Origin of the sequence: Azohydromonas sp. (assembly GCF_035325925.1) — a bacterium.
GTDB lineage: Bacteria > Pseudomonadota > Gammaproteobacteria > Burkholderiales > Burkholderiaceae_C > Calidifontimicrobium.
Genome location: NZ_DAOKZA010000005.1, coordinates 1 through 25,448, shown reverse-complemented (window position 1 = coordinate 25,448; position 25,448 = coordinate 1). Strand labels below are relative to the sequence as shown.

The window sequence follows — 25,448 nt, the reverse complement described above, 5'->3', positions numbered from 1 at the left end:
CGGGGTCAGCCGGCGTACGGGTCGTGCAGCCCGAGTGCGTGCAGGATCGCGCGTTCGCGCGACTCCATCGCCGCCGCGTCGGCGTCGCGCTCGTGGTCCCAGCCCTGCGCGTGCAGTGCCCCGTGCACCAGCAGGTGCGCGTAGTGGTCGGCCGGCGCGAGGCCGAGTGCGCGCGCCTCGCGCTCGACGACCGCAGCGCACAGCACCAGGTCGGCGACGACCTGCGGCTCGCGCGCGTAGTCGAAGGTCAGCACGTTGGTCGCGTAGTCCTTGCCGCGGAACTCGCGGTTCAGCCGCCGACCCTCGGCCTCGTCGACGATGCGCACCGCCAGCTCGGCCGGGCGTTCGAGCGCGGCGCGCAGCCAGCGCGCGACGCGGTGGCGCGGCAGCAGCGTGCGGTGGCGCGGGTCGGCGAACTGCAGCGACAGCGCGAGCGCCGGCGGCGCGGGCTTCACGGCTTGCGCTCCGCCGCGTCGGCGCGGTCCTGCCGCGCGCGGTCGGCGTCGTAGGCCTCGACGATGCGCGCCACCAGCGGGTGGCGCACGACGTCGGCGGCGGTGAAGCGGGTGAAGGCGATGCCCTTGACCCGGCGCAGGATGCGCTCGGCCTGCACCAGCCCGCTGGCCGCGCCGCGCGGCAGGTCGATCTGGCTCACGTCGCCGGTGACCACCGCCTTCGCGCCGAAGCCGATGCGCGTGAGGAACATCTTCATCTGCTCGGGCGTCGTGTTCTGCGCCTCGTCGAGGATCACGAAGGCGTGGTTCAGCGTGCGCCCGCGCATGAACGCCAGCGGCGCGATCTCCAGCGTCGCGCGCTCGAACGCCTTGGTCACCCGGTCGAAGCCCATCAGGTCGTACAGCGCGTCGTACAGCGGGCGCAGGTAGGGGTCGACCTTCTGCGTCAGGTCGCCGGGCAGGAAGCCCAGCCGCTCGCCGGCCTCGACGGCGGGCCGCGTCAGCACGATGCGCTGCACCTGGCTGCGCTCGAGCGCATCGACGGCGCAGGCGACCGCGAGGAAGGTCTTGCCGGTACCCGCCGGCCCGATGCCGAAAGTCAGGTCGTGACCGAGGATGTGCTGCAGGTACTGCGTCTGGTTCGGCGTGCGTCCGGCCAGGTCGGCACGGCGGGTGTGCAGCACGATGCCCGCGCCGGGTGCGTCGCCCGCCACCGGCGACGCCGCGCCCAGCGCGTCGACCAGCGCCAGTTGCAGCGCCTCGGCGCCGATCGGTCGGCGCGCGCGTTCGTACAGCGACTCGAGCAGCGCGAGCACGCGCTCGGCGCGCGCGCGCTCGCCGCGCAGCGTGAAGGCCTCGCCGCGGCGCGCGATGCGCACGCCGCTGGCCTGCTCGACGACGCGCAGGTGTTCGTCGAGCGCGCCGCACAGGTGCGCCAGGCGGGTGTTGTCGGGCGGCACGAAGGCGTGGCGCAGCGTGGCGATCGGCATGGGCGTCGGGATCTCGGGTCGCGCCGCGGGCCGCGGCGTCGACATTGTCGCGCCGCGCCCCGGCGCGGGCCGCACGAGCGCCGCCGCGCGGCCGCGCGCAGGCGGCGCGTCCTGCCTCGGGGAGGATGTCACGCGGTGACGGGACGGTCGTCCCGGCGTGCGCGAGCCCTCCTGCACAATGCCGCGGCGATGACCGCCCCGCTCCTGCACCGCCCGGCCGGCGCCCCGCGGCACGCGCGGCGGGCCGCGGGCACGATCGCGCTGCTGGTGGGGTTGACGCTGGCCTGGCTGTTCGCCGGCAGCGTGCGTGCGCAGGGCCACCTCGAGCTGCGCGTCGCGCTCGCCGCCGCCGGCGACGCGGCCGTGTTCCCGGTCGACGCGCCGACGCGGCTCGTGGAGCTGCCCGACGAGTGGTCGCGCTCGCGTCCCGGCGCCGGGGGGCCGGTCTGGTACCGCGTGGCCTTCGACGCCCACGGCGTCGAGTTCAGCGGCGACCTGTTCGCGCTGTACATCGAGCGCGTGTGCTCGACGCTCGAGGTGCAGCTCAACGGCCGGCGCGTGCACGTCGCCGGGCGCCTCGACGAGCCGGTGACGCGCAACTGCCAGTTCCCGCAGCTGGTCACGCTGCCGGCGGCGCTGCTGCGCGCGGGCAGCAACACGATCGACATCAAGGTGGTCGGCGACCCGCTGCACCAGGTCGCGTCGCGCCAGCGCGCCGGCGCGCTGTCGGCGCTGGTGATCGGCCGCCACGCCGAGCTGGCGCCGATGCACGCGCGCGCGCACGCGCTGAACGTGACCCTGCCGCAGATGGCCAGCGCGGTGCTGCTGCTGCTCGGTGGCTTCATGGTCATCATGGGCGGGCTGAACCGGGTGTACAGCCACCTCGCGTACTACGGCGCGCTCGCGGTGGGCTGGGCGGTGTTCACGGCGCGGCTGTGGTGCAACGACCTGCCGCTGGCCAGTTACGACACCGAGCTGCTGCTGGTGTCGTTCATGCCGTTCGTCACGCTGGCCGCGGTGCAGTTCCTGCTGCGTTACGCCGGGCGAAGGTGGCGCGCCGTCGACGCCGCGCTGTACGCGCAGTGCGCGCTGGTGCCGCTGACGCTGGTGCTGGCCGGCTCGACGCGGCTGCACCCCGTGGCCAGCGCCTGGTACGCGCTGTTCATGGTCGAGGTCGCGGCGGCGATCGCGCTGCACCTGCACGCGACGTGGCGGCAGCGGCGCAGCCGCTTCTGGGTGATGGGCGCGCTGCTGCTGGGCGTGCTCGCGCTGGCGTCGATCGAGTGGGTCGGCCAGCAGCGCCTGATCGACGCACGCTGGCTGGGGCTGTCGCACCTGCTGATGCCGGTGGCCTTCGTCGCGATGGGGCTGCACCTGATGCGCGAGTACGGGCGCACCCTGCAGTCGATCGAGGCCGACCGCCAGTCGCTCGAGGAACGCGTGCGCGAGGCCACTGCGCAGATCGAGCGCAACTACGAGCAGCTCGCCGAGCTGCGCGTCGAGCAGGTCACGCAGCAGGAGCGCAAGCGCATCGCCGCCGACCTGCACGACGACCTCGGCGCCAAGCTGCTGACCATCGTGCACACCAGCGACAACGACCGCATCTCGACGCTGGCGCGCGAGGCGCTCGAGGAGATGCGCCTGTCGGTGCGCGGCCTCACCGGCAAGCCGGTGCAGCTGCTCGACGCGCTCGGCGACTGGCGCGCCGAGGTGGTGTCGCGGCTGGCGCAGACCGGCATCGAGGCCGAGTGGTCGTCGCCGGTCGACGACGCCGGCCACACGCTGGCCGCGCGCGTGTACGTGCAGACCACGCGCATCCTGCGCGAGGCGGTGAACAACATCATCAAGCACAGCGGTGCGTCGCGCTGCTCGGTGCGCGTCGCGCTGGCCGGCGGCGACTTCCAGCTGACGATCCAGGACAACGGGCGCGGCATCCCGATGGAGCTCGACGGGCGGCTGGACCGCGGCCACGGCATGTCGAGCATGAAGCACCGCGCCAAGCAGATGCGCGGTCAGTGCCTGGTCGAGTCGGGTCCGGGCTACGGAACCGTGATTCGCCTCACGCTTCCGCTCGAGTCCGGCGCCGCGTCGGCGTGATCGGCCGCTAGGATGGCCGCTGACTGCATCCACCGGGGTTGTGTCGATGAAGACCATCCTGCTGCTCGAGGACCTGCCGCAGATCCGCGCCTGGCTCAAGGACCTGCTGCTCGAGGTGTTCCCGGGCGCCGACGTCTCCGAAGCCGCGCGCGTGCACGAGGCGCTGTCGCTGGTGTCGGCGGTGGGCTTCGACCTGGCGCTGATCGACCTCGGCCTGCCCGACGGCTCGGGCGTCGACGTGATCGCCGCGCTGCGCGAGCAGCAGCCCGACGCGCAGTCGGTGGTGGTGTCGATCCACGACGACGACGACCACCTGTTCCCGGCACTGCAGGCCGGCGCCTACGGCTACATCCTGAAGGAGCAGGCGCGCGAGCTGATCAAGGTGCAGCTGCAACGCATCAGCCAGGGCGAGCCGCCGCTGTCGCCGTCGATCGCGCGCAAGGTCATCGCCTACTTCGCCGCGCAGGCGCGCCCGCAGGAGCCGGCGATGCCGCGCGTGCAGCTCACCGACCGCGAGAACGAGGTGCTGCTGCGCGTGGCCAAGGGCTTCACGCTGCCCGAGATCGGCCAGCAGCTGAACCTGTCGCGTCACACGATCGCCGACTACGTCAAGCAGATCTACCGCAAGCTCAACGTCAGCTCGCGCGCCGAAGCCGCGCTCGAGGCGCAGCGCCTGGGGCTGTTCGGCCGCCGCTGACGCCGCCGGGGCGCCGATAATGCGCGCCCCATGATCGGTCGACTCGCCGGCACGCTGCTCGAGAAGTCCCCGCCCACCGTGCTGGTGGACGTGGGCGGCGTCGGCTACGAGGTCGACGTGCCGATGAGCACCTTCTACCACCTGCCTGCGCTCGGCGAGCGCGTCGCGCTGCTGACGCACTTCGTCGTGCGCGAGGACGCGCAGGTGCTGTTCGGCTTCCTCAGCGCCGAGGAACGCGCCACGTTCCGCCTGCTGGTGAAGATCAGCGGCGTCGGGCCGCGCACCGCGCTGGCGATCCTGTCGGGGCTCAGCGTCGCCGACCTCGCGCAGGCGGTGGCGGCGCAGAGCAGCGCGCGGCTGGTCAAGGTGCCGGGCATCGGCAAGAAGACCGCCGAGAGGCTGCTGCTCGAGCTCAAGGGCAAGCTCGGACCCGAACTCGCCGCGCCGGTCGGCGTCGTGACCGACGCGCAGGCCGACATCGTGCAGGCGCTGGTCGCGCTGGGCTACAGCGAACGCGACGCCGGCGCGGCGCTGAAGGCGCTGCCGCCCGACGTCGGCGTCGCCGACGGCATCAAGCTCGCGCTGAAGGCGCTGACGCGCTAGGCGCTACTGCGCGCCGTGGCGGTGCTGCATGCCGCCCGCCATGCCCAGCGGGCGCACCGGCGCCTGCACCTCGAGCGTCTCGCGCTTGCCGTCGCGGCCCTCGACGACCAGCGTCACCGGCACGACCTCGCCGTCCTTCAGCGCGCGCTTCAGGTCGAGCAGCATCACGTGGTGGCCGCCGGGCTTGAGTTCGACCGGCTGTCCGGCGGGCAGGTCGACGCCCGGCACCGCGCGCATGCGCATCACGTTGCCGTCCATCGCCATCTCGTGGATCTCGACCACGCCGGCCACCGGCGAGCGCGCCTCGACCAGCCGGCCGCCGGCGGCGGAGGTGATCTGCGCGAACATGCCGGTGGCCTTCTGCTGCGCGACGGTGCCGCGCACCCAGGGGTCCTTCACCTGGGTCTGCGCGAAGCTGCTGAAGGCCAGTGCGCACAGCGCGGTGGCGGCGATCGTACGAATGCAAGGGTTCATGTCGGACTCGTCATCGGGTGAACACGCCCGGCGCGACGGGTCGGCCGGGCCGACGGGCGCGCGCGGACGGACCGCGCGCGCCACGGGGCGAAGGTCAGGCCGCGACGCGGGGCGGCGCGCGCGGACGGGCGTCGGGCCACGTCGGCGACGCGGGCGGCTGCGGCCGCACGGCGACGGCCGCGGGCTCGACGGGCGACGGCGCGAGTCCGGCCGACGACGGCGGCGGCAGCGCCGCGTCGGGTGCGTTCGTGCCGCACCAGGGGCAGTGCTCGAAGGCCGCCGCCGCGCCCGCAGCCGGGTCGCCCGACATCGACGGGGTCGGCTGGCCCAGCGGCACCCAGCGCGAACCCTGCGCGGTGCACACCTCGATCCACCCGCGTTCGCCGGTGCGCGCCGCCAGCGCCTGCGACAACGTCGGCAGCAGCGCCAGCGACCACACCGCGAGCAGCGCCAGCCAGGCGGGCCATCGCGGCGGTCGGCGCGGTCGGGTCGACATGCGCCGATTATCGGCCCGCCGCAAGGGCGCCGCGGCGCGCTGGCGATAATCGACCATGGCCATCCAGACCGACGACTTCGCCGCCGCGGCGCCGCCGCGGCGCCTCGTCGGCGGCGCCGCGGCGTCGCCCAACGAGGAGGCGTTCGAACGCGCGCTGCGGCCCAAGGGGCTGGCGGACTACGTCGGCCAGGCGAAAACGCGCGAACAGCTCGACATCTTCATCGGCGCGGCGCGCCGGCGCGCCGAGGCGCTCGACCACGTGCTGCTGTTCGGTCCGCCGGGGCTGGGCAAGACGACGCTGGCGCACATCGTCGCGAACGAACTGGGCGTCAGCCTGCGCCAGACCAGCGGTCCGGTGCTGGAGAAGCCCAAGGACCTGGCGGCGATCCTCACCGGCCTCGAGCGCCACGACGTGCTGTTCATCGACGAGATCCACCGCCTGAGCCCGGTCGTCGAGGAGATCCTCTATCCCGCGCTGGAGGATTACCAGATCGACATCATGATCGGGGACGGCCCGGCGGCGCGCTCGATCAAGCTCGACCTGCAGCCGTTCACGCTGGTCGGCGCCACCACGCGCGCCGGCATGCTGACCAACCCGCTGCGCGACCGCTTCGGCATCGTCGCGCGGCTCGAGTTCTACAGCCCCGACGAGCTCGCGCGCATCGTCGCGCGGTCGGCATCGCTGCTCGGCGTGCCGGTCGACGCCGGTGGCGCGATGGAGATCGCACGCCGCAGCCGCGGCACGCCGCGCATCGCCAACCGGCTGCTGCGCCGCGTGCGCGACTACGCCGAGGTGCGCGCCGGCGGGCACGTCGACACCGGCATCGCCGACGCCGCGCTGGCGATGCTCGACGTCGACCCGCTGGGATTCGACCTGATGGACCGCAAGCTGCTGGAGGCCGTCGTGCACCGCTTCGACGGCGGCCCGGTGGGGCTGGACAACGTCGCCGCGGCGATCGGCGAGGAGCCGGGCACGATCGAGGACGTGATCGAGCCGTACCTCATCCAGCAGGGCTACCTGCAGCGCACGCCGCGCGGACGCGTGGCCACGCACGCCGCGTACCGTCACCTCGGGCTCGCGCCCAAGGCCGCGCCCGATCTCTTCAACCCCTGAACGCCACCGATGACCATCGCGTTCGCGTCGCGCCGCCTCACCGTGCGCCGCGCGATCACGCTGCTCGCGGTGCTGGTGCTGGCCGCGGCGCTGGTGTGGCTGCAGCGCCGCCCGGTCGAGGTCGACGCGGTCGTGGTGCGCACGCAGCCGCTGCAGCGCACGCTGCTCTTCTCGGCGCGCGTGCAGACGCCGGCGCGCGTCGAGGTGGGCGCGACGCTGACCGGCCGCGTCGCGCGGGTGCTGGTCGACGAGGGCGACGCGGTGATCGCCGGTGCGCCGCTGCTGCAGCTCGAGGACGACGAGCTGCGCGCGGCGCTGGCGCAGGCACGCGCGGCGCAGGCACAGGCGCAGGCACGGCTCGCGGCGCAGCGCCAGGTGTCGCGGCCGGGCGCCGACGCGGCGCTGGCGCAGGCCGAGGCCACGTTCGCGGTGGCCGAGCGCGAGCTGGCGCGCAGCCGCGAGCTGGTGGCGCAGGGCTTCATCAGCAGCGCGCGGCTCGACGAGGTGCAACGCGCACTCGACATCGCCCGCGCCCAGCGCGACGCGTCGCGTGCGCAGGCCGCGGCGCAGCGCAGCGACGGCGCCGAGGCCGAGGCGGCGCAGGCGCAGCTCGACGCGGCGCGCGCCGCGCTCGACAGCGCGCAGGCGCGGCTGGCGCAGGCCACGCTGCGCGCGCCGGCCGCGGCCCGCGTGATCGTGCGCGCGGTCGAGCCGGGGCAGATCGTGCAACCCGGGCGCGCGCTGCTGACGCTGGCCGTCGACGGCCCGACCGAGCTGGTCGCGCCGGTCGACGAGCGTTTCCTCGCGCAACTGCAGCCGGGCCAGCACGCGCAGGTGCTGGCCGACGCCTACCCCGCCCGCACGTTCGACGCGCGAGTCGCGCGCCTGGCGCCGGCCGTCGACGCCGCACGTGGCGCCGTCGAGGTGACGCTGCTGCCCGAGGGCCCGCCGCCCGACTTCCTGCGCGAGGACATGACGCTGTCGGTCGAGGTGGTCACCGGCGAGCGCGCCGCCGCGCGCGTGCTGCCGCTGAGCGCGCTGCGCCCCGGCGCGGGCACCGACCGCGCCGGCGTCAACCTGCTGCGCGACGGCCGCGTGGAGGCGCGGGAGGTGGCGCTGGGCCTGCGCACGCTCGACCAGGCCGAGGTGCTCGACGGCGTCGCCGAAGGCGAGCTCGTGCTGCTCGACCCGACGCTGCCCCCCGGAGCGCGCGTGCGCGCACGCACCGTCGACGCCGCCGCGGCGCTGCGCCCGCGCGCCGCGGCCACCAGCCGCGACAACGCCGGCGGCGGCATGGGCAGCGCGATGTCGCGGTGAGATGGTCCCCCCCGAAGCGCCTTCGGCGCCTCCCCCCCGGGGGGCACCGCCAGCGGACCGGCCGAGCCGGATCCGCGGCGGTCGCTGCATGGGGCCGCATCGCATGCGACGCGGGCTGGGTGCGCTGGTGGTGAAAGGCTGAGATGCGGCTCGGGCTGGGCTTCGAGTGGCGCGTGGCGTTGCGCTTCCTGCGCGAGGGGCGCTTCCAGACGCTGCTGATCGTGTTCGGCGTGGCCGCCGGGGTCGCGGTGGTGGCGTACATCTCGGCGCTGGTCAGCGGCCTGCAGCGCAACACGCTGGACAAGACGCTGGGCGCGCAGGCGCACCTGGCGATCAGCCCCGCCGACGAACGCGTCACGCCGGTGCTGCCACGCGCGGCCGACGGCACGCCGGCGTTCGGCGACACGCAGGCGCGCGCTCAGCGGCTGCGCACGATCGCCAACTGGCCCGCGCTGCTGGACACGCTGGAGGCGCAGCCGGGTGTGGCCGCGGTGTCGCCGATGGTCAGTGGCGCGGCACTGGCGTCGCGCGGCGAGGCCACGCGCTCGGTCAACGTGGCCGGCGTCGAGATCGCACGCTACGACCGCGTCGTCGGGCTGGCCGCGAAGACCGTGGCCGGGGCACTGCGGCTGGGGCCGGGCGAGGCCATCGTCGGTCGCACGCTGGCCGACGACCTGGGCGTGCGCGTCGGCGACCGCATCACGCTGGCCACCGGCACGCGCGCCGAGACGCTGCGGCTGACCGCGCTGGTCGACCTCGGCGTGACCGAGCTGAACCGGCGCACGGTGATCGTGCCGCTGCGCAGCGCGCAGAGCCTGTTCGACCTGACCGGCGGCGCGACCCGGCTGGAAGTGACGCTGGCCGACGTCTGGTCGGCGCAGGCGCTGGCCGACGAACTCGGCCGGCGCTGGCCGCTGAAGGTCGAGAGCTGGCAGCAGACCAACGCGCAGCTGGTGTCGGCGCTGAACGCGCAGAGCGTGAGCACCGCGCTGATCCGCGGCGTGGTGATGGTCGTCGTCGTGCTCGGCATCGCCAGCGTGCTGGTCGTGTCGGTGGTGCAGAAGCAGCGCGAGATCGGCATCCTGCGGGCGATGGGCGCGACGCGCGCCCAGGTGATGCGCGTGTTCCTCGTGCAGGGGGCGGTCGTCGGCGCCGTCGGCTCGGTCGCCGGGATGGCGCTGGCGCTGGCGATGATCTGGGCCTTCACGCGCTTCGTGCGCGGCAGCGACGGCCTGCCGCTGTTCGCGATCACGCTGCCGCCGGCGCTGGCCGTGCAGGTGGCGGCGATCGCCTTCGTCGCCGGCGTGCTGGCCGCGGTCGCGCCGGCGCGGCGCGCCGCGCGGCTGGACCCGGCGCAGGCGATCCGGCTGTGAGCGCCGGCAGCGCGGGCCCGCTCGTCGCGCTGCGCGGCGTGCGCAAGAGCTACAACGTGGGCCTGCCCAGCGAAGCCGAGGTGCTGCACGGCATCGACCTGGACGTGGCGCGCGGCGAGTTCGCCGCGCTGATCGGCCCGAGCGGCTCGGGCAAGAGCACGCTGCTGAACATCCTCGGGCTGCTCGAACGTGCCAGCGGTGGCAGCTACGCGCTGGCCGGTGCGGCGGTCGACGGACTCGACGACGACGCGCTCACGCGGCTGCGCCGCGACACGATCGGCTTCGTGTTCCAGTTCCACCACCTGCTGCCGGCGTTCAGCGCGCTGGAGAACGTCACGCTGCCGGCGCTGGCGCGCGACGGGCGCGTCAGGCGCGCGGTGCGCGAGCGTGCCGCCGCGCTGCTCGACGAGGTCGGCCTGGCCGCGGCGATGGACAAGCGCCCGGCCGAACTCTCGGGCGGCATGCAGCAGCGCGTGGCGGTGGCGCGTGCGCTGGTGCTCGAGCCGGCGCTGGTGCTGGCCGACGAACCCACCGGCAACCTCGACACCGCGTCGTCCGACGAGGTGTTCGCGCTGCTGCGCCGCATGCACGAGGAGGTCGGCACGAGCTTCCTCGTCGTCACTCACGACCCGCGGCTGGCGGCGCGCTGCGACCGCATCGTCGAGATGGTCGACGGGCGCATCGCCAGCGATGCGGCGCGTCACGACACCCGCCTCTGAGCGCCCTGCGGGCCGGGATGCGCCCGGCGCGCTTCCCGGTCGCTGCAGGGGACCTGCCGGGTCCGGGGTCAAGCCGGCTTCGGGCGGCCCGGCGATCGCATCGCGATCTCGGTTGTCCGCACCCACCCGGCGGCCGCCGCGGATCCGGCTGCGCCGGTGCGCTGGCGGCGCCCCCCGGGGGGAGGCGGCCGAAGGCCGCTCCGGGGGGGCTCAGTTCGCGAGTTCGCGCCAGAGCACGCGGCGCATGACCCCGACGGTCCCGGGCGGCGGCTCGGGCGCGAACCTCGGCGTGTTCCTGCCGTCGACGCCCTGGACCAGCGTGATCAGCTTGCCCGTGGAGCCCACGATCGTCGTCGTGCCGACGACCAGCACGTCACCCGCGTAGGTCTGCAGCAGCTTGCCGCTGCCGACGTCGAAGTAGTACAACCACGACGTGCCGCCGGGCGTACACACCGTCGGTTCGGGCACGTTGCTCGCCACGATCAACTGGTTCAACTGCTGGTCGAAATCGACGTTCACGCGTTCGCCGCTCGACAGCGCCAGATCCACGTACCAGCCCGCCTGGCTCGACCAGTTCACCGCGGCGGGGCTGTCCAGCCCGCTGCGGTCGGCCTTCAGCGTGTGCTTGACCATCGACACGTTGGTGCGCAGCGTGCCCAGCGGCGTCGTGCTCAGATCGTCCTTGAACGAATAGATCGTCTGCAGGCTGCCGTCGCCGATGTCGGTGACCCCGAGGTAGCGGCCCGTGGCCACCGAGACGACCACGTACTTGTTCGACCCCACCACCACCTCGGACAGGATCGGCTTGGTCGTGATCGGCTGCGTCGACCCCGTCTGGGCGAGCAGGAACGCGTCGCTGCCGGGCAAGTTGTCGTCGAAGTCGAAGCGCCACACGTTGCCGAACATGTCCGTGCCGTAGATATGGGTCGACGTGTTGTCGCTGTCGTCGTCGACCCAGGCGTTGATCTTGCCGAGGTTGCTCGGAGCGCCCGCCGACCCTGCGGTCGTGCTGAGCTTCTTGATCAAGGTGCCGGTCACGGCGTTGACCACGTACAGGTGCCCCTTGCCGGTGTTGTTGTAGCCCGACGAGAAGGCGACGATCCACTGCCCCGCCTTGTTCTTGGTAACGATCGGATTGCCGAACGTCAGGCCCAGATCGGCCTCGGTGTACTCCCACAGCGACTTGGGCGCCTGCGGGTCCGTGATGTCGAGGGCGTAGTACCCCTTGCCGCCCTTGCCCAGCCCGCCCACCAGGATCGTGCGCCAGTTGGTGCCGTCGTACACGTCGGCGACGACCGGCGCGCCGTCGACGAGGAAGCGGTGCTTCGATTCGTACTCGACGTCGGCCAGCGCGTGCATGCCGGCCATCGCCATCGACGGCACGTAGGCCCACAGTTCGGTGCCGCCGCTGGCGTCGTCACTGACCTTGATCGCGTGCAGCATGCCGTCGTTGGCGGCCACGTACAGCACCCCCTGCCGCGACGCGTGCGCGTCGCGGAACGCGCCGTAGCCGGCATCCGAATACTTGAACGGCGGCTTCTTCACGTACACGGGCGCGCCGTTGATGATGTCGCCGAGCACCATGTCGCGCTTGCGGAACAGACGGTGGTCCTCGACCGCCGCGTCGGTCTCGTAGGTCGTCGCACCGCGCAGGTAGTCGACCACGTTGGGCCCGGTGACCAGCGCCTTCGCGGTGGCGCTGAGCGACGCGCACTGCGACAGCTTTTCGCTGCCCGCGGCGCACAGGCCGTCGAACTTGGCCTTGTCGGCGGCAGCGAGATTGGCGTACTCGAACGATTCGAGGTTGTTGCTGGCACCCACCTTGCGGAACAGGATGTTGCGCGCCCCCTGCCCCGCGATGCGGTCCGAAGCCGACCACAGCGGCGTGTCGGTGGTCTTCGCACCGGTGGCGGTGTTGATCTTGTAGGCGTGCACGGTGCCGTCCCAGAGCTTGGTCCGGTACAGCGGAACGAACAGCCAGTCGTCGCCGGTCGAAGGCGTCAGCGAACTGGTGGCCGCGGCCGACGCGCTGCCCAGCAGCGCCTCGATCTGCTTCATCGCCGCGTCGAGGCTGTCGGCGAGTTCCTGCGCGTCGTTGACGCTGTAGTAGGTGCCGCGGCCGTTGACGGCAGCGTGCCAGAGGTCGTCGATGCGCTCCGCGCCGTCGTTGCTGATCGGATTCGGCCAGACCTTGGTGCCCTGGCGGATGTCGTAGAAGGCGCCGCTGGTCTGGCTCTCGTAGTTCTTGTCGAAGGCCAGCGTCCCGTTGACCCCCAGACCGATGGTCAGCGTCGTCATGTGCTGGTGCTTCGCGCTGTCGCTGAGCATCGCCAGCGCAGGCGGGCGCAGGATGCCGTCGGGCACGTTGTCCTCGCACACGTCCTGCGCGGCCACGGCACCCGAGCAATTGCCCAGTGCCGGCGAGCGCAGGTCGGTCTTGTAGTAGTAGTAGGCGATGTCGGCGAGGGTGTTGGCCACGCCGGCCTTGCCCGATCCGGCCTCGTCGCGCAGCGGGCGTGCCACGCCGGTGCCGCCGTCCTGGTTGCCGATCGCGCTGCCGTCGATCTGCCTGAGCTTGTACGACGAGGTCTCGGAGTTGGTGTTCCAGTAGCCGTCGGTCGACAGCATGGTGTAGTTGCGCTGGCACGAGTACTGCACGGGGTCGATCTGGCCGGAGATCTTGTTCGCGTAGTACAGGCCCGCCTTCGTCAATGCCGGGCGCAGCGGCGTCCAACCGTTCGGATCGACCCCGTACAGGCGACTGAAGAAGTCGGCCTTGTGCGTGCCCATGTCGAACTCGCTGACGTCGAGGAATCGCGAGCCCTTCTTGACGCCCGTTTCGTTGATCGTCGTGAAGCCGACGCGGAAGCGGCTCGCGTCGATCTGTGCGAAGGCGCGCCCGATGCCGGCGCGCATCGCGAGGATGCGCGTGCGGTAGTACGAGTACCAGTTGGCGTAGTTGGTCTTCTCGGCTTCGGTCAGGCCGCCGATCTTGATGTCGTAGCGGGTCACGTTGCCGCAGCTGTGGGTCTGCCCCGGCTTGAGCGTGGCCCAGTAGAACCGCGTGTTCGGCGTCTTGCTGTCGTTGTCGTGGTTGATCGAGGGCGTGTTCAGGTTGGACGTGGAGCTCAGGTTCTTCGTCGAGCTGCTGCTGTCGTAGCCGTCGACGCGCGCCGCGGTGAAGCTGGCGTTCGCGAACGGGGTGCCGTCGGCCTTGAGCGGCGGCAGGTAGACCTTCGTCGGGTCGTAGAAGATGCGGTTCTGCGCGGCGACGCCGAAGCACACGTTGTTGTAGTCGGCGTTGTCCGGCAGGTAGTCCCAGGCCATGCTCCCCGAGTCGTCGAGTATGAACATCAGGTTCGAGCGCACCAGCGTGCCGTCGTTCAGGGTGCCCAGCGGCACGTCGGCGATGTCCGCCGCGGCCTGCGCCCACCCACCCACGGCCAGTGCGGCCGCGGCGACGGCGACCCGGGCAACGCGACTGCGACGCGATCGATTCAGCATGGCGGATCTCCTCGGCAGCGACATCAGAGTTGAATGATGGTTTCGGTGAACGACACGGTCCCGCGAGCGCTCACCGCGCGCACCACGATGCGGTAGTACTGGGCGTTCGTCACCACCAGCGACGCCTTGCCCACCTTGTAGTCGACGACGCCCTTGTTGCCCCCCGTGCTCATCGACGAGTTCACCGGGAACGCGCAGTCGATCGCCGAGGGGTTGCCCTCGGAGGCGCACAGCCGCGTGATGACGTAGCGCGCGCGGTTGGCCCCGTCGTTGAGCACGATCTCCGCCGACGGTTCGACGCACACGTCGAAACTGCCACTCGGGTATTCGCCGCAGCCGTCACCCGTCCAGTCGACGACCGCACGCAACGGGTCGGCCGAACCCTGCCCGGTCGCATCCAGCGCGTCGAGGCTGGCGGCGTAGTAGCCGTCGCCCGGCTGGTCGTCGTACAGCGGCTCGCCCGAGTTCGTCGCCAGCCAGCCGATCGCCTGTTCGGCCGCCTGCCCGGCGGCGGCGGTGGCGTCCTGCTTGAAGCCGAGGTTGCCGATCACCAGCGCGCTGGTGTCGACCGAACGCACGAGCGAGACGGCGGCCAGCGAGATGACGACCAGCGCCAGCAGCGCGAACAGCAGCGAGACACCGCGCTGGCGCAGCCTTCGGACAGCAGGAACACGCGGCATCTCAGGCTCCCCACAGCATGTTGCGCAGCGGCGCGACGACCTCGAAGACCATGTAGCGGTAGTGCTTCCAGTCGGGCAGGGCGTCGATCTTCAGCGTGATGCACTTGCTGTCGTCGCAATCGACGGCACCGGCCACGGTGATCGTCGTGCCGACGTCCCACTGCGGCTCGGCGAAGGTCACTTCCTCCTTCTGGTAGGTGACGCTGCGCGCGACGACGGCGATGCGCAGCGCTAGCACCTGCCGCCATCCGGCGTTGTCGAGCGGAGTCACGTTGTCGTAGAGGTCGACGGTGCCGTCGCCGTCGGTGTCCTTGCCGTACATCGCCTGCAGATTCACGATGTGCGGAAACAGGTCGGCGGCATCGATGGCGCCGGAGGTCGGGTTCACCGTGCGCTGGCGCAGGCTCTGTGCCTGGATGTCGAAGGTCCGGTTGACGATGCGCCCGGCGTTGAGCAGCAGCGTGCCTTCCGCATAGCCGTCGTCGGGGAAGATGCTCACCGCGCCGTCCTGGTTCCAGGCCCCGTTGGCCACGCCCGGTGCATGCAGCAACTGGTTCGTGCCGGTGATCGACGTGACGCTGAACGCGCTGCAGCCGTTCGCCGCGCTGTAGACCTCGGGCACGGCGATCATCACGTCGCCCACGTTGGCGCCGATCGGGGAACGCACGACGAAGCGATCACCGTCCTTCGGATGGGGCAGCGTCACGGTCAGCGGCACCGAGTAGGCACCTTCGGCGGTCATCACGTTGATCGTGTCGGGGGCTCCGCCGGCGCCGTCGGTGATCGTCACCGGCGCCAGCGTCCAGTCGAACTCACCGGCCGTCTCGTGCTTGGCCTTGATCGGGCATCCGAGGCTGCCTTGCACGAGCGTCAGCCCGTAGCCGGCCATCTGGATCTCGCGCTGCAGCGTGTACAGCGCCAGGGCCCCATTGACCTGCGCATCGGACGACCCCGTCGTGACCCGCTTCTGGCCCTCGGCAAAGGCCATGATCTGCGACACCACGAGCGTCACGACGAGGCCGAGCGCCAGCGCGACCATCAACTCGATCAGGGTCACGCCGCGGTCGCGTCGGGCCGCGGCGGGTATGACGACGTACGGTGCCATGGCGTCGACCTAGCTGTTGGTGATGGCCGAGACCAGCGTGAAGCGGCTGGTCTCCTCCCCGGGCGGGGTCCACCGGATTTCGATGGTGACGAAGCCGGTGGCGGCATCGACGGTGATCGTCGAGTCCCCGTCCGGCAGCCTCGACTGCACCAGCCGCAGGAAGTCCTTGCAGTTCGGCTGCGCATCGCAGGTCGCCGTGCCGTAGGTGCCGATGTTGGTGCGATCGGCCCACATGTAGCCGAGCAGGCGCTGGGCCATGAAGGCGGCCTCGGCGCGGAAGGTCGCGGCGGTCTGCACCCGCGTCATCGAGGCCTGCAGCCCGACGACACCGAGGATGCCGAAGGCGAGGATGATCAACGCGACGAGCACCTCGAACAGCGCCACACCGCGCTGCGCCGAGCCGGCGTTGCGCCGATGCCGCGTGGTCGACGACGAGGGCGTATGGATCGATGGAATCATCCCGGTCACCTGGCTCAGCATTTGCGCGGGTCGTCGGACGACGAGACCTTCGGGTCGCACATGCGCACCGTTCCCCCCGGCCCCACGACCAGCCGCAGCGCGCGGTAGTCGGCTCCCGGATCGACGTGATCGACGTCGATCGCGACGTCGCCGCCGACACCCACGGTGCGGCCGAAGCCGTTGAAGACGATGCTGCTCGCGCCGGCCGCGACGGCGACGTACTTGCCTCCGACCCCGCCGGCACGCGCCTCGACGATGCGCGGTTCCGATGTGTCGGACGGTGCCGCCGAGCACTTGCCGGTCGGATCGTCGCGGCTGACCACCCACGACACGCCGGTGTCGGACAGTTCGCACGAGTCGTCCATGGTCGCCGTATCGGACAGCGACACGAGGGCGAAGCGCACCGGCGCGTTGCGCCGCAGGGCCTCGGTGCGCGCCTTCTGCAACCCGGCCTGGATCGAGCCTGCCACGTTGCGGATCTGCGTGTTGGCGACCCAGGCCGCGACGCCCGGCGCGACGGCCATCAGCACCATCGCGAGCACCGACAGGGTCACCATCAGCTCGATCAGGGTCACGCCACGGTGGCGTCGTCGCGTCAGCATTCGTTGCCTCGCGACAGCCAGCATGACTTGCTCACCGACGAGCCCTTGAACTTGGTCGTCTGCTGAGCGTTGTTGTGGTCGATCGTGTAGACCTGACCGTCGGTCGCCGCGCCGCTCGCACCGGTGGCGGTGACGCGGTAGCCCTGACCGCTGTCGAGCACTTCGCAGGCGAACGTGAACCACTTGCCCGCGGCGAACGCGGCCCACGCCGGCCCTCCCGCGCCGCCGCCGCAGTCATCCACGCCGTAGTTGCGGTTGTCCTGGTAGTACTGTTCGAGCTTGACGCGGAAGTCGGACAAGGCGGCGAAGGCCTCGGGCAGCTGGCCGCGCCGCACGTAGTCGCGATACGCCGGAAGCGCAACGCCGGCGAGGATCGCCACGATGGCGACCGTGATCATCACCTCGATCAACGTGAAGCCCCGCGTCCTCGCCCGGGTCGAGGTCATCGGCTGTCGCAAAGTCATCTTCGGAGCCCTCCACAAGCCTTGGTCTGAGAGCGGTATCGGCCGCAGCGGCCATCTGCACCAGTGCTTTGGAGGCCAGTCTAGGAGCGCTGCGGTGCGCGCGCCGCGAACTCCTGCGCACTCGCCGATGCGCGTGCGACGAGCGGCCGCTGCACGGCGACGAACGGCTGCGGCATGCGCGGCCGGGGTGCGACATCGGCGTGTCGGCGCCGGCGCGATGCGGGCGGCGCGGCGCCGCTGCGGCCGGGCCATCGACCTTCGGACGCGGGCTGGCGCGCGGTCTTGCGCTCGGCGCGCGGCAGCAACGCGGTCGCGGCGGCGGGCGGGCGTGCGCCGCGTTGCCTTCGAAGCCTGCGCCGGCGCCGCGACGTCAGCCGCGCGAGTCGTCGGCTGTGGCGCCGTCGAGGTGTGCGGTGTCGGCCCACCCGACCAGCGTCAGGCCCTGTGGCGTGGCCAGCAGCCGGTTGATGCCGGCGTTGACCACCTGCCAGGTTCGCGGCGCCTGCAGCTCGATGCGCGTGGCGGCGCGGTACAGGCAGTCGAGCACGCCGCCGTGCGCGACCACCGCGATCTGCCCGCCGGGGTGGCGCGCGGCGAGCGCGACCACCGCACCGACGCAGCGCGTGTAGAAGTCGCGCAGCGTCTCGCCGCCCTCCGGGCCGAAGTCGGGTTCGCGGCGGCGCCAGGCCAGCGCCTGCTCGGGCCAGCGCCGCTCGATCTCGTCGAAGCCCAGCCCTTCGAACACGCCGAAGGCGCGCTCGCGCAGTGCGGCGTGGCGCTGCAGCGGCAGCCCGTGCCGCTGGGCCAGCGCGGCGGCGGTGTCGGCGGCGCGCGCCAGGTCGCTGGCGTAGACGGCGGCGAAATCCTCGTCGGCCAGCGCCTGCGCCACGCGCTGCGCTTGCCAGCGCCCCACCGCGTTGAGCGCGATGTCGGTGTGGCCCTGGATGCGCGCGCCGGCGTTCCAGTCGGTCTCGCCGTGGCGGATCGCGACGATGCGCGTCGCCGCTTCCGGCCCGTGCGGCGATGCGCCGTCGCCGCCGCCGGCGCCGGCGCCGCCGTCGTTCACACGCCCCAGACGATCGGTTGCCCGTCGCGGTGGCACTGGCGCATCATCTCGATCAGCGGCCACACGCGCTGGCGCAGCGTGACCACCGCCTGCGGCGCGGCCTCGCCGGCCTGCTCGGCCTCGTCGCGCCGGCGTTCGGTGTCGGCTTCGTCGGCGAGCACCGCCTGCTCCAGCGCGGCGATCGCCGCCGGCATGTCGGCCGGCTCGATGATGCCCTTAGCCGACGGCTCGCGCCCGAGCAGGCGCAGCACGTGGTCGCCGTTGGGGCCGAGCATGATGACGTCGGCCGCGTCCCTGGACTTGAACTTGTAGATCATCGCCTGTGCCTGTGCCGCGGTGACAACCGCAGCGGGCATTGTGCCTCGGTGCACCGGGCGGCCGATCGGCCGATCGGCTACAAACGCGGCTGTCCCCACCCCCGGAGCCCGCCCGCGATGAAACTCGTCCGCTTCGGCCCTGCCGGCCGCGAGAAGGTCGGTGCCGTCGACGCCGACGGCCGTCTGCGCGACCTGTCGCGCGCCGTGCCGCACCTGCACCTGCCGGCCCTCGGCCAGGCCGGGCTGCGCCGCATCGAGCGGCTGCCGCTGCACGAGTTCCCGCGCGTGCGTGGCGCGTCGCGCCTGGGCGTGCCGTTCACCGGCATCTCGAAGTTCGTCGCGATCGGGCTGAACTACGCCGACCACGCCGCCGAGGCCGGGCTGCCGGTGCCCGCCGAGCCGATCGTGTTCATGAAGGCCAGCACCTGCATCGCCGCGCCGAACGACGCCATCGTGCTGCCGCCGGGCAGCACGAAGACCGACTGGGAGGTCGAGCTGGGCGTGGTCATCGGCCGCACCGCACGCCAGGTGGACGAGGCCGGCGCGCTGGCGCACGTGGCCGGCTACTGCGTGGTCAACGACGTGTCCGAACGCGCCTGGCAGCTCGAGCGCGGCGGCACCTGGGACAAGGGCAAGGGCTTCGACACCTTCGGGCCGATCGGCCCCTGGCTGGTCACCACGCGCGAGGTGCCCGATCCGCAGGCGCTGGCGCTGTGGCTCGACGTCAACGGCCAGCCGCGCCAGCGCGGCAGCACCGCGACGATGGTGTTCGGCGTCGCGCAGCTGGTCAGCTACGTCAGCCGCTGCATGACGCTGCTGCCCGGCGACGTCATCGCCACCGGCACGCCGCCGGGCGTCGGCATGGGCATGCAGCCGCCGCAGTACCTGCGCCCCGGCGACGTGGTCGAGCTCGGCATCGACGGGCTGGGCCGCCAGCGGCAGGTGGTGCGCGCCGGCTGAAGCGGCGCACGCCCGGCCGACCGTCGGGCGCTCAGTTGGCCGCCGCGCGCCGGCCGGGACCGTGCTCGCGCAGGTGGCGCGTGGCCTGCGCCACGTCGAGCGCCGGCGCCACCAGCCAGCCCTGGATCTCGTGGCAGCCGATGCGCTGCAGGAAGGCGCGCTGCGCTTCGGTCTCGACACCCTCGGCGATCACCGCCAGCCCCAGCGACTGCGCGATCTGCACCACCGCGCGCACGATGCCGGCGTCGCCGTCGTCGCCGGGCAGCCCGGCGACGAAGCCGCGGTCGATCTTCAGCCGACGGATCGGGAACTGCTTCAGGTAGCCCAGGCTCGAGAAACCCTTGCCGAAGTCGTCGATGGCCAGGCACACGCCCAGCCGCGCCAGCGCGCGCAGCCGCTCGAGCGCCTCGCGCGCGTCGTGCAGCAGGATCGACTCGGTCAACTCGAGCTCGAGCAGCGGCGCGGGCAGCGCGTGGTCGCGCAGCACCTGCGCGACGCGGTCGACGAAGCCGTCGTGCTGGAACTGCAGCGCCGACACGTTCACCGCCACCGGCACCGCCAGGCCGTCGCGCCGCCACTGCGCGGCCTGCCGCACCGCGCGCTCGAGCACCCAGTCGCCGAGCGCGACGATGAAGCCGCTGTCCTCGGCCACCGGGATGAACTCGCCCGGCGGCACGTCGCCGCGCTCGGGGTCGCGCCAGCGCAGCAGTGCCTCCAGCCCCACCGTGATGCCGTCGTCGAGCGCCACCTGCGGCTGGTAGTGCAGCCGGAAACGCTCGCTGGCCAGCGCCATGCGCATCGCGTGGTCCAGCGCGATGCGCGAGCGCAGGTCCACGCTGCCGTCGGGTGCGGCGCGATGCGCACGCCAGCCGGCGCGCCCGGCCTGCTTGGCCTGCTGCATCGCGGTCTCGGCGTGGCGCAGCAGCTCCTGCGGGTGGCGCGCGTCGCGCGGGAACAGCGCGACGCCGACACTGCAGGTCACGGTGAACGCGCTGCCGTCGACGTCGAACGGCTCGGCGACGACCTCCAGCAGCCGCTGGGCGCCGGCCTCGGCGCCTGCAGCGTCGCTGAAGTGCAGCAGCAGCGCGAACTGGTCGCCGCCGACGCGGGCGATCAGGTCGCCTTCGCGCAGCGCGGCGCGCAGCCGCGCGCCGACCTCGCGCAGCACGCGGTCGCCCGCCTCGTGGCCCAGGCTGTCGTTGACGCGCTTGAAGTGGTCGAGGTCGAGGTACATCAGCGCGAAGCCGCGCCCCTCGCGCGCCGCCAGCGCCGCCGCCGGTGCCAGCCGCGCGGCCAGGTAGCGGCGGTTCGGCAGCCCGGTCAGCGCGTCGGTGAACGACATCAGCTCGACGCGGCGGTCGGCTTCGACGCGTTCGCTGAGATCGCGGAACGCGTAGACGCGCCCGATCATGTGCTCGCCGTGGCGCCGCGGCAGACTCACGCGCTCGATCACGCGCCCGCTGCGCAGCATCAGCCGGTCGTGCGCGCCGGCCTGCGAGGCGCTGCGCAACAGCGCGATGCGGCGTGCGTCGTCGGCCGGCTCGCACACCTCGCGCTGCATCCAGGCGAACACCGCGTCGGCGTCGCGCGCGCGCAGCAGCGACTCGGGCATCTCCCACAACTCGACGAAGCGCCGGTTCCAGGCGCGCAGCCGACCGGCGAGGTCGGTCACCAACAGCCCGTCGGCGGTGGCCTCGAGCGTGGCCTGCAGCTCGCCCAGCGCCTGCGCGCGCGACTGTTCGGCGGCGTGCTGTTCGCTCAGGTCGACCAGCGTGACGACGAACCCGCCGGGCGCCGGGCGCACCCAGCGCTCGACCTGGCGCGCCGCGCCGTCGCGGCGCGCCAGCACGGTGCGCGAGCGCAGCGCCGCGCCGGGGTCGGCCGCGGCTTCGAGCCAGAACGCCTGGTCCTCCGGCGTCGCCAGCAGCGTCGCGGCGTCGGCGCCGAGCAGCTGTTCGCGCGGCAGCCCGAGCAGCGCCAGCGCGGCGTCGTTGACGGCGCGCACGGTGCGCGTGGCCGCGTCGACCGTCCAGCAGGCCACGCCGAGCGCGTCGATCGGCACCGCCGCGGCGGCGTCCGCCGCGGTCGGCTCGCGTTGGCCGGCGGGCCAGCGCAGCACGGTCAAGATCCGTCCTCCGCACGCGGTGCGGCGTCGGCAGCGGCCGACGGCTCGAAGAAGTAGGCCACGCGCGCCGCCGGCGCCAGGTACTGCAGCGCGTCGGCGGGCAGCTGCGACGCGCGCACGCTGCGGCGGATGCCCAGCGTGCTGTCGCGCTCGAGGTCGAGGTACAACGCCTCGTCGCGCGGCGTGCGGCGGTCGTGCACCAGCACGCGCGGCTTCAGCGGGCGCGCCGAGTTGACCGTCATCACGAGCGCCCAGCGGTCGTCGGTGAGCTGCACCACCGAACCCGGCGGGTACACGCCCATCATGCGGATGAAACTCGACAGCACCGTCGCGTCGAAGCGCGTGCGGCCCTGCGCGAACAGCGTCGACAGCGCCTCGTGCGGCGTCATCGCGCGCCCCGGCTGCGGCGGGTTGCACAGGTTGTCGTAGCGGTTGACCAGCGCGACGATGCGCGCGGCCAGCGACATGCGCTCGGCGGCCAGCTTCTGCGGGAAGCCGCTGCCGTCGGCCATCTCGTGGTGCTGGGCGACCACCAGCAGCGCGCCGGGCGCCAGCCCCATGCGGCGCGCGTGCGCGACGCCGTGGGCGACGTGTTCGCGGTACAGCCGCGTCTCGGCGGCGCTGAAGGCCTCGTCGAGGTGGCGCACGCGGTCGGGCAGCTCGATCTTGCCGATGTCGTGCAGCAGCGCGCCGGCGCCCAGTTCGCCCATCGCGGCGGCGTCCAGCCCGAGCAGCTTGCCCAGCAGCAGCGACACCACGGTGACGTTGAGCGCGTGCGCGGTGGCGCGCTCGCCGGCGGCTTCGCTGAGCAGGCGGATGCAGGTCTCGCGCTGGTCGAGCATCTTGTCGACCAGGGCGCGCGAGAGCGCCTCGGTGCGCGCGCGTGCGGCCGCCGGGTCGCCGGGCACCAGTTCGACGGTGCGCCTGAACTCGCGTGTGGCCTCGGCGTACTGGCGCTCGCAGTGCAGCAGCGCCGCGCGCTGCGCGGTCAGCTGCTCGCGACGGCGGCGGCGCTCGGCGGCCTCGGGCGTCTCGGCCTCGGGCCGGGACCCCGTCGCCGCGCCGGGGTCGACGGTGCCGACGGTCGCCACCGCGGGCACGGCGCCGGTCAGCGTCGACGGGCGCGGCAGGTCGGCGTCGGCCGCCGCGGTGCGGCTCTTCTCCGGGCTCCAACGCACCTGCGCCAGGCCGAGGCCGCGGATGGTGTCGATGTCCTCGGCGCGGTCGATGCAAAAGCTCGACAGCGGGAACGGGTGCGACATCCAGCCCAGGTCGAGGTGGACGTACATGCCCACGCGCAGGTCGTGGACGGCGATGGTCGGCGTGGCGGCGGCGGTCATGGCGGCGAGCGCGGAGGGCGCCCGTCGGTTTTCGGCCGGCGCGGCGTTCGACTTGAGCGCGCCCGTGGCCGGTCGAACGCGAACGCGCCTCAGGCGGCGCCGGCCGCCGGTGCCGCGCGCCGCGAACGCGCGCGCCAGGCAGTGGGCGTCAGCCCGGTCTTGCGCTGGAAGAAACGCGTGAAGTAGCCGGCGTCGGAGAAGCCGATGCCGTAGGCGATCTGCTTGATGCTCAGTGTGGTGTAGGCCAGCTCGCGCTGCGCCTCGAGCAGCAGGCGCTGGTGCAGGACCTCCAGCGCCGAGTGGCCGAGCACGCGCCGGCAGACGCGGTTGAGCTGCGTCGCGGTGATGCCGAGTTCGGCGGCCAGCGTGCCCAGCGCCGGCTGCTCGCGAAACCGCGCCTCGACGCCATCGCGGAAGCGCCGCAGGTGCACCAGCGCACGCTCGCCGGCGGCGTCGTCCACCGGCGTGGCCACCAGGCGACCGACCAGCGCGAGCAGCTGCAGCAGGGCGCCGTCGATGGCCAGCGCGCGCCATGGCGCCCAGGCGGCGAACTCGTCGCGCAGCCGCTGCAGCACCGCGTCGACCTGCGCCGCGTCGCCCGCGTGGCCGGCCAGCGCGACGTGCAGCGGCCGCGACTGCAGCCGTGCCAGCAGCGCCGGCGCGCCGGCCAGCAGCGCGCGCAGGTGCGGTTCGAGCACGGTGACGACGAGACCGTCGACGTCGTCGGCGAAGCGGAAGCCGTGCGTCGCCAGCGCCGGCACCACGATCAGCGCCGGGCTCGCCAGCGCCAGCGCCCGGCCCTCGACCAGGGCCTCGGCGACGCCGTGGCGCAGGTACAGAATTTGAAACAGCACCTCGTGCCGGTGCGGGCGGATGTGCCAGTCGTGACGACGGCTGCGCTCGGCGATCGACTCGCAATGCAGACGGTCGGCACCGATGTCGACGCCGTGTTCGCCGTACAGCGCGTACGTGGGGGGGTGCGGCGGTGATGGCATCGGGAGGTTCGAATTGTTCAAGACGTCGCCGGATCTGTCCATTGAGGCACCGGCGGCGCACACTTAGGCTTCGTGTCCTCGCCCCCGCTTGACACCGGACAAGGAGACTGCCCATGCGCACCCAGGTCGCCATCGTCGGCGCCGGCCCGTCGGGCCTGCTGCTCGGCGCCGTGCTCGCCAAGGCCGGCATCGACGCCGTGATCGTCGAGCAGCGCAGTGCCGAGTACGTGCTCGGACGCATCCGCGCCGGCGTGCTCGAGCAGGTCACCGTGGACCTGCTCGACGAGGTCGGTGTCGGCGAGCGCATGCACCGCGAGGGCCTGAAACACGACGGCTTCGAGCTGAGCTTCGGCGGCGCGCGCCACCGCATCGACCTGTTCGGACTGACCGGCGGCAAGCGCGTGATGGTGTACGGCCAGACCGAGGTCACGCGCGACCTGATGAACGCACGCCAGGCCGCCGGGCTGAAGACCGTCTACGAGGCCGACAACGTCGCCATCCACGGCTGGGACGGCGGCCGGCCCAGCGTGACCTACCGCAAGGGCGACGAGACGCACACCGTCGACTGCGACTTCATCGCCGGCTGCGACGGCTTCCACGGCGTGTGCCGCGCCAGCGTGCCGCCCGATCGGCTGCAGACCTTCGAGAAGGTCTACCCGTTCGGCTGGCTGGGCGTGCTGTCGCGCACGCCGCCGGTGTCCGAGGAGCTCATCTACGCCAACCACGAGCGCGGCTTCGCGCTGTGCTCGATGCGCTCGCACACGCTGTCGCGCTACTACGTGCAGTGTTCGCTCGACGACAGGGTCGAACAGTGGAGCGACGCGATGTTCTGGGACGAGTTGCGCACGCGGCTCGACCCGGCCGCCGCCGAGGCGCTGGTCACCGGGCCGTCGATCGAGAAGAGCATCGCCCCGCTGCGCAGCTTCGTCACCGAGCCGATGCGTTTCGGCCGGCTGTTCCTGGCCGGCGACGCGGCGCACATCGTGCCGCCCACCGGCGCGAAGGGACTGAACCTGGCCGCCACCGACGTCGGCCTGCTCGGCCGCGCGCTGGTCGAGCACTACCGCGACCGCAGCGACGCCGGCATCGACCACTACTCGCGGCGCGCGCTGGCGCGCATCTGGAAGGCCGAACGCTTCAGCTGGTGGTTCACGCAGCTGATGCACAAGTTCCCCGAGACCGGCGCGTTCGGCCAGCGCATGCAGCGCGCCGAGCTCGACTACCTCGCCGGCTCGGTGGCCGCGCGCACGACGATGGCCGAGAACTACGTCGGGCTGCCGCTCGAAGGCTGAACCCGGCCGAGGTGTGGCAAACCCGGGTGCCCGCGCGACGGCATCGGCGGCATGCTTGCGCCTGCCCACGACCAGCCCAGCGCGCGAGCGCTCACCACCATGCACGCCATCCCGTCCCTCCCCCGCCGCACCGCGCCCGTCGCGGCCGCCGCGCTGCTGTCGCTGGGCCTGAGCGCCGCGGCGCAGGCGCAGGGCCAGCCGCCGC

General features: G+C 72.8%; 24 protein-coding genes. 9 read left to right on the top strand and 15 right to left on the bottom strand.

Going from position 1 to position 25,448, the window contains the following annotated elements:
• Window positions 1-5 precede the first annotated feature (5 nt).
• Both ybeY and PKC53_RS02970 read right to left on the bottom strand, forming a co-directional pair.
• Window positions 6-455 (bottom strand): rRNA maturation RNase YbeY, encoded by a 450-nt coding sequence (ybeY, locus tag PKC53_RS02975; protein WP_324426146.1) that lies wholly within the window; start codon window positions 453-455, stop codon window positions 6-8.
• Window positions 452-1,444, bottom strand: coding sequence for a PhoH family protein (locus tag PKC53_RS02970; RefSeq protein WP_324426144.1), 993 nt, complete (start codon window positions 1,442-1,444; stop codon window positions 452-454). The genes ybeY and PKC53_RS02970 overlap by 4 nt, the downstream gene beginning before the upstream one ends.
• Before the next feature lie 189 nt (window positions 1,445-1,633).
• On the opposite strand from PKC53_RS02970, the gene PKC53_RS02965 reads away from it, so the two are divergent.
• The 3 genes from PKC53_RS02965 to ruvA are packed head-to-tail and all read left to right on the top strand — an operon-like array spanning window position 1,634 to window position 4,841.
• Window positions 1,634-3,541: an ATP-binding protein gene (locus PKC53_RS02965; protein ID WP_324426142.1), complete on the top strand. Its 1,908-nt coding sequence runs from the start codon at window positions 1,634-1,636 to the stop codon at window positions 3,539-3,541.
• Between the two features lie 46 nt (window positions 3,542-3,587).
• Window positions 3,588-4,238, top strand: a complete 651-nt coding sequence (locus PKC53_RS02960; RefSeq protein ID WP_324426139.1) for a response regulator transcription factor — start codon at window positions 3,588-3,590, stop codon at window positions 4,236-4,238.
• Window positions 4,239-4,268: 30 nt separating this feature from the next.
• Window positions 4,269-4,841: a Holliday junction branch migration protein RuvA gene (gene ruvA / locus PKC53_RS02955; RefSeq protein WP_324426138.1), complete on the top strand. Its 573-nt coding sequence runs from the start codon at window positions 4,269-4,271 to the stop codon at window positions 4,839-4,841.
• A 3-nt stretch (window positions 4,842-4,844) separates the two neighbouring features.
• Here the strand turns inward: ruvA and PKC53_RS02950 are convergent, their stop codons facing one another.
• Together PKC53_RS02950 and PKC53_RS02945 are read right to left on the bottom strand one after the other, a co-directional pair.
• Window positions 4,845-5,315, bottom strand: coding sequence for a copper chaperone PCu(A)C (locus tag PKC53_RS02950; protein ID WP_324426136.1), 471 nt, complete (start codon window positions 5,313-5,315; stop codon window positions 4,845-4,847).
• Between the two features lie 94 nt (window positions 5,316-5,409).
• A complete protein-coding gene (locus PKC53_RS02945) occupies window positions 5,410-5,811 on the bottom strand; it encodes a DUF2946 domain-containing protein (RefSeq protein ID WP_324426134.1) in 402 nt (133 codons plus the stop codon).
• Between the two features lie 55 nt (window positions 5,812-5,866).
• On the opposite strand from PKC53_RS02945, the gene ruvB reads away from it, so the two are divergent.
• From ruvB to PKC53_RS02925, 4 genes are all read left to right on the top strand, one after another.
• A complete protein-coding gene (gene ruvB / locus PKC53_RS02940; RefSeq protein WP_324426132.1) occupies window positions 5,867-6,925 on the top strand; it encodes a Holliday junction branch migration DNA helicase RuvB in 1,059 nt (352 codons plus the stop codon).
• Between the two features lie 9 nt (window positions 6,926-6,934).
• Window positions 6,935-8,242 carry an efflux RND transporter periplasmic adaptor subunit gene (locus PKC53_RS02935; RefSeq protein ID WP_324426130.1) on the top strand — a complete coding sequence of 436 codons (1,308 nt, stop codon included), beginning with the start codon at window positions 6,935-6,937 and terminating at the stop codon, window positions 8,240-8,242.
• Between the two features lie 143 nt (window positions 8,243-8,385).
• A complete protein-coding gene (locus PKC53_RS02930) occupies window positions 8,386-9,615 on the top strand; it encodes an FtsX-like permease family protein (RefSeq protein ID WP_324426128.1) in 1,230 nt (409 codons plus the stop codon).
• Window positions 9,612-10,334, top strand: a complete 723-nt coding sequence (locus PKC53_RS02925) for an ABC transporter ATP-binding protein (protein ID WP_324426125.1) — start codon at window positions 9,612-9,614, stop codon at window positions 10,332-10,334. The genes PKC53_RS02930 and PKC53_RS02925 overlap by 4 nt, the downstream gene beginning before the upstream one ends.
• Before the next feature lie 210 nt (window positions 10,335-10,544).
• Here the strand turns inward: PKC53_RS02925 and PKC53_RS02920 are convergent, their stop codons facing one another.
• From PKC53_RS02920 to PKC53_RS02885, 8 genes are all read right to left on the bottom strand, one after another.
• Window positions 10,545-13,838, bottom strand: coding sequence for a PilC/PilY family type IV pilus protein (locus tag PKC53_RS02920; protein ID WP_324426123.1), 3,294 nt, complete (start codon window positions 13,836-13,838; stop codon window positions 10,545-10,547).
• Between the two features lie 23 nt (window positions 13,839-13,861).
• Window positions 13,862-14,518, bottom strand: a complete 657-nt coding sequence (locus PKC53_RS02915) for a hypothetical protein (RefSeq protein ID WP_324426121.1) — start codon at window positions 14,516-14,518, stop codon at window positions 13,862-13,864.
• A gap of 1 nt (window position 14,519) precedes the next feature.
• Window positions 14,520-15,623 carry a PilW family protein gene (locus tag PKC53_RS02910; RefSeq protein ID WP_324426119.1) on the bottom strand — a complete coding sequence of 368 codons (1,104 nt, stop codon included), beginning with the start codon at window positions 15,621-15,623 and terminating at the stop codon, window positions 14,520-14,522.
• A 9-nt stretch (window positions 15,624-15,632) separates the two neighbouring features.
• Window positions 15,633-16,103 (bottom strand): pilus assembly protein PilV, encoded by a 471-nt coding sequence (locus PKC53_RS02905; protein ID WP_324426117.1) that lies wholly within the window; start codon window positions 16,101-16,103, stop codon window positions 15,633-15,635.
• A complete protein-coding gene (locus tag PKC53_RS02900; RefSeq protein WP_324426302.1) occupies window positions 16,097-16,684 on the bottom strand; it encodes a GspH/FimT family pseudopilin in 588 nt (195 codons plus the stop codon). The genes PKC53_RS02905 and PKC53_RS02900 overlap by 7 nt, the downstream gene beginning before the upstream one ends.
• Entirely contained in the window at window positions 16,678-17,130 is a 453-nt protein-coding gene (locus PKC53_RS02895; protein ID WP_324426115.1) for a prepilin-type N-terminal cleavage/methylation domain-containing protein, read from the bottom strand. Before PKC53_RS02895 ends, PKC53_RS02900 begins: the two co-directional genes overlap by 7 nt.
• 388 nt (window positions 17,131-17,518) lie before the next feature.
• Window positions 17,519-18,142: a histidine phosphatase family protein gene (locus PKC53_RS02890; protein ID WP_324426300.1), complete on the bottom strand. Its 624-nt coding sequence runs from the start codon at window positions 18,140-18,142 to the stop codon at window positions 17,519-17,521.
• Window positions 18,143-18,210: 68 nt separating this feature from the next.
• A complete protein-coding gene (locus PKC53_RS02885) occupies window positions 18,211-18,570 on the bottom strand; it encodes a DUF1840 domain-containing protein (protein ID WP_324426112.1) in 360 nt (119 codons plus the stop codon).
• Between the two features lie 78 nt (window positions 18,571-18,648).
• Here PKC53_RS02885 and PKC53_RS02880 point away from each other — a divergent pair, with 78 nt between their 5' ends.
• Window positions 18,649-19,491 (top strand): fumarylacetoacetate hydrolase family protein, encoded by an 843-nt coding sequence (locus PKC53_RS02880; RefSeq protein ID WP_324426110.1) that lies wholly within the window; start codon window positions 18,649-18,651, stop codon window positions 19,489-19,491.
• Window positions 19,492-19,522: 31 nt separating this feature from the next.
• Here the strand turns inward: PKC53_RS02880 and PKC53_RS02875 are convergent, their stop codons facing one another.
• The 3 genes from PKC53_RS02875 to PKC53_RS02865 all read right to left on the bottom strand — a co-directional run bounded on the left by PKC53_RS02875 (window position 19,523) and on the right by PKC53_RS02865 (window position 23,951).
• On the bottom strand, window positions 19,523-21,610 hold the full coding sequence (locus PKC53_RS02875; protein ID WP_324426298.1) for an EAL domain-containing protein: 2,088 nt from the start codon (window positions 21,608-21,610) through the stop codon (window positions 19,523-19,525).
• Between the two features lie 2 nt (window positions 21,611-21,612).
• Window positions 21,613-22,956, bottom strand: a complete 1,344-nt coding sequence (locus PKC53_RS02870) for an HD domain-containing phosphohydrolase (RefSeq protein ID WP_324426109.1) — start codon at window positions 22,954-22,956, stop codon at window positions 21,613-21,615.
• A gap of 89 nt (window positions 22,957-23,045) precedes the next feature.
• A complete protein-coding gene (locus tag PKC53_RS02865) occupies window positions 23,046-23,951 on the bottom strand; it encodes a helix-turn-helix domain-containing protein (protein WP_324426107.1) in 906 nt (301 codons plus the stop codon).
• Between the two features lie 113 nt (window positions 23,952-24,064).
• On the opposite strand from PKC53_RS02865, the gene pobA reads away from it, so the two are divergent.
• Window positions 24,065-25,243 carry a 4-hydroxybenzoate 3-monooxygenase gene (gene pobA / locus PKC53_RS02860; RefSeq protein ID WP_324426105.1) on the top strand — a complete coding sequence of 393 codons (1,179 nt, stop codon included), beginning with the start codon at window positions 24,065-24,067 and terminating at the stop codon, window positions 25,241-25,243.
• Window positions 25,244-25,448 lie beyond the last annotated feature (205 nt).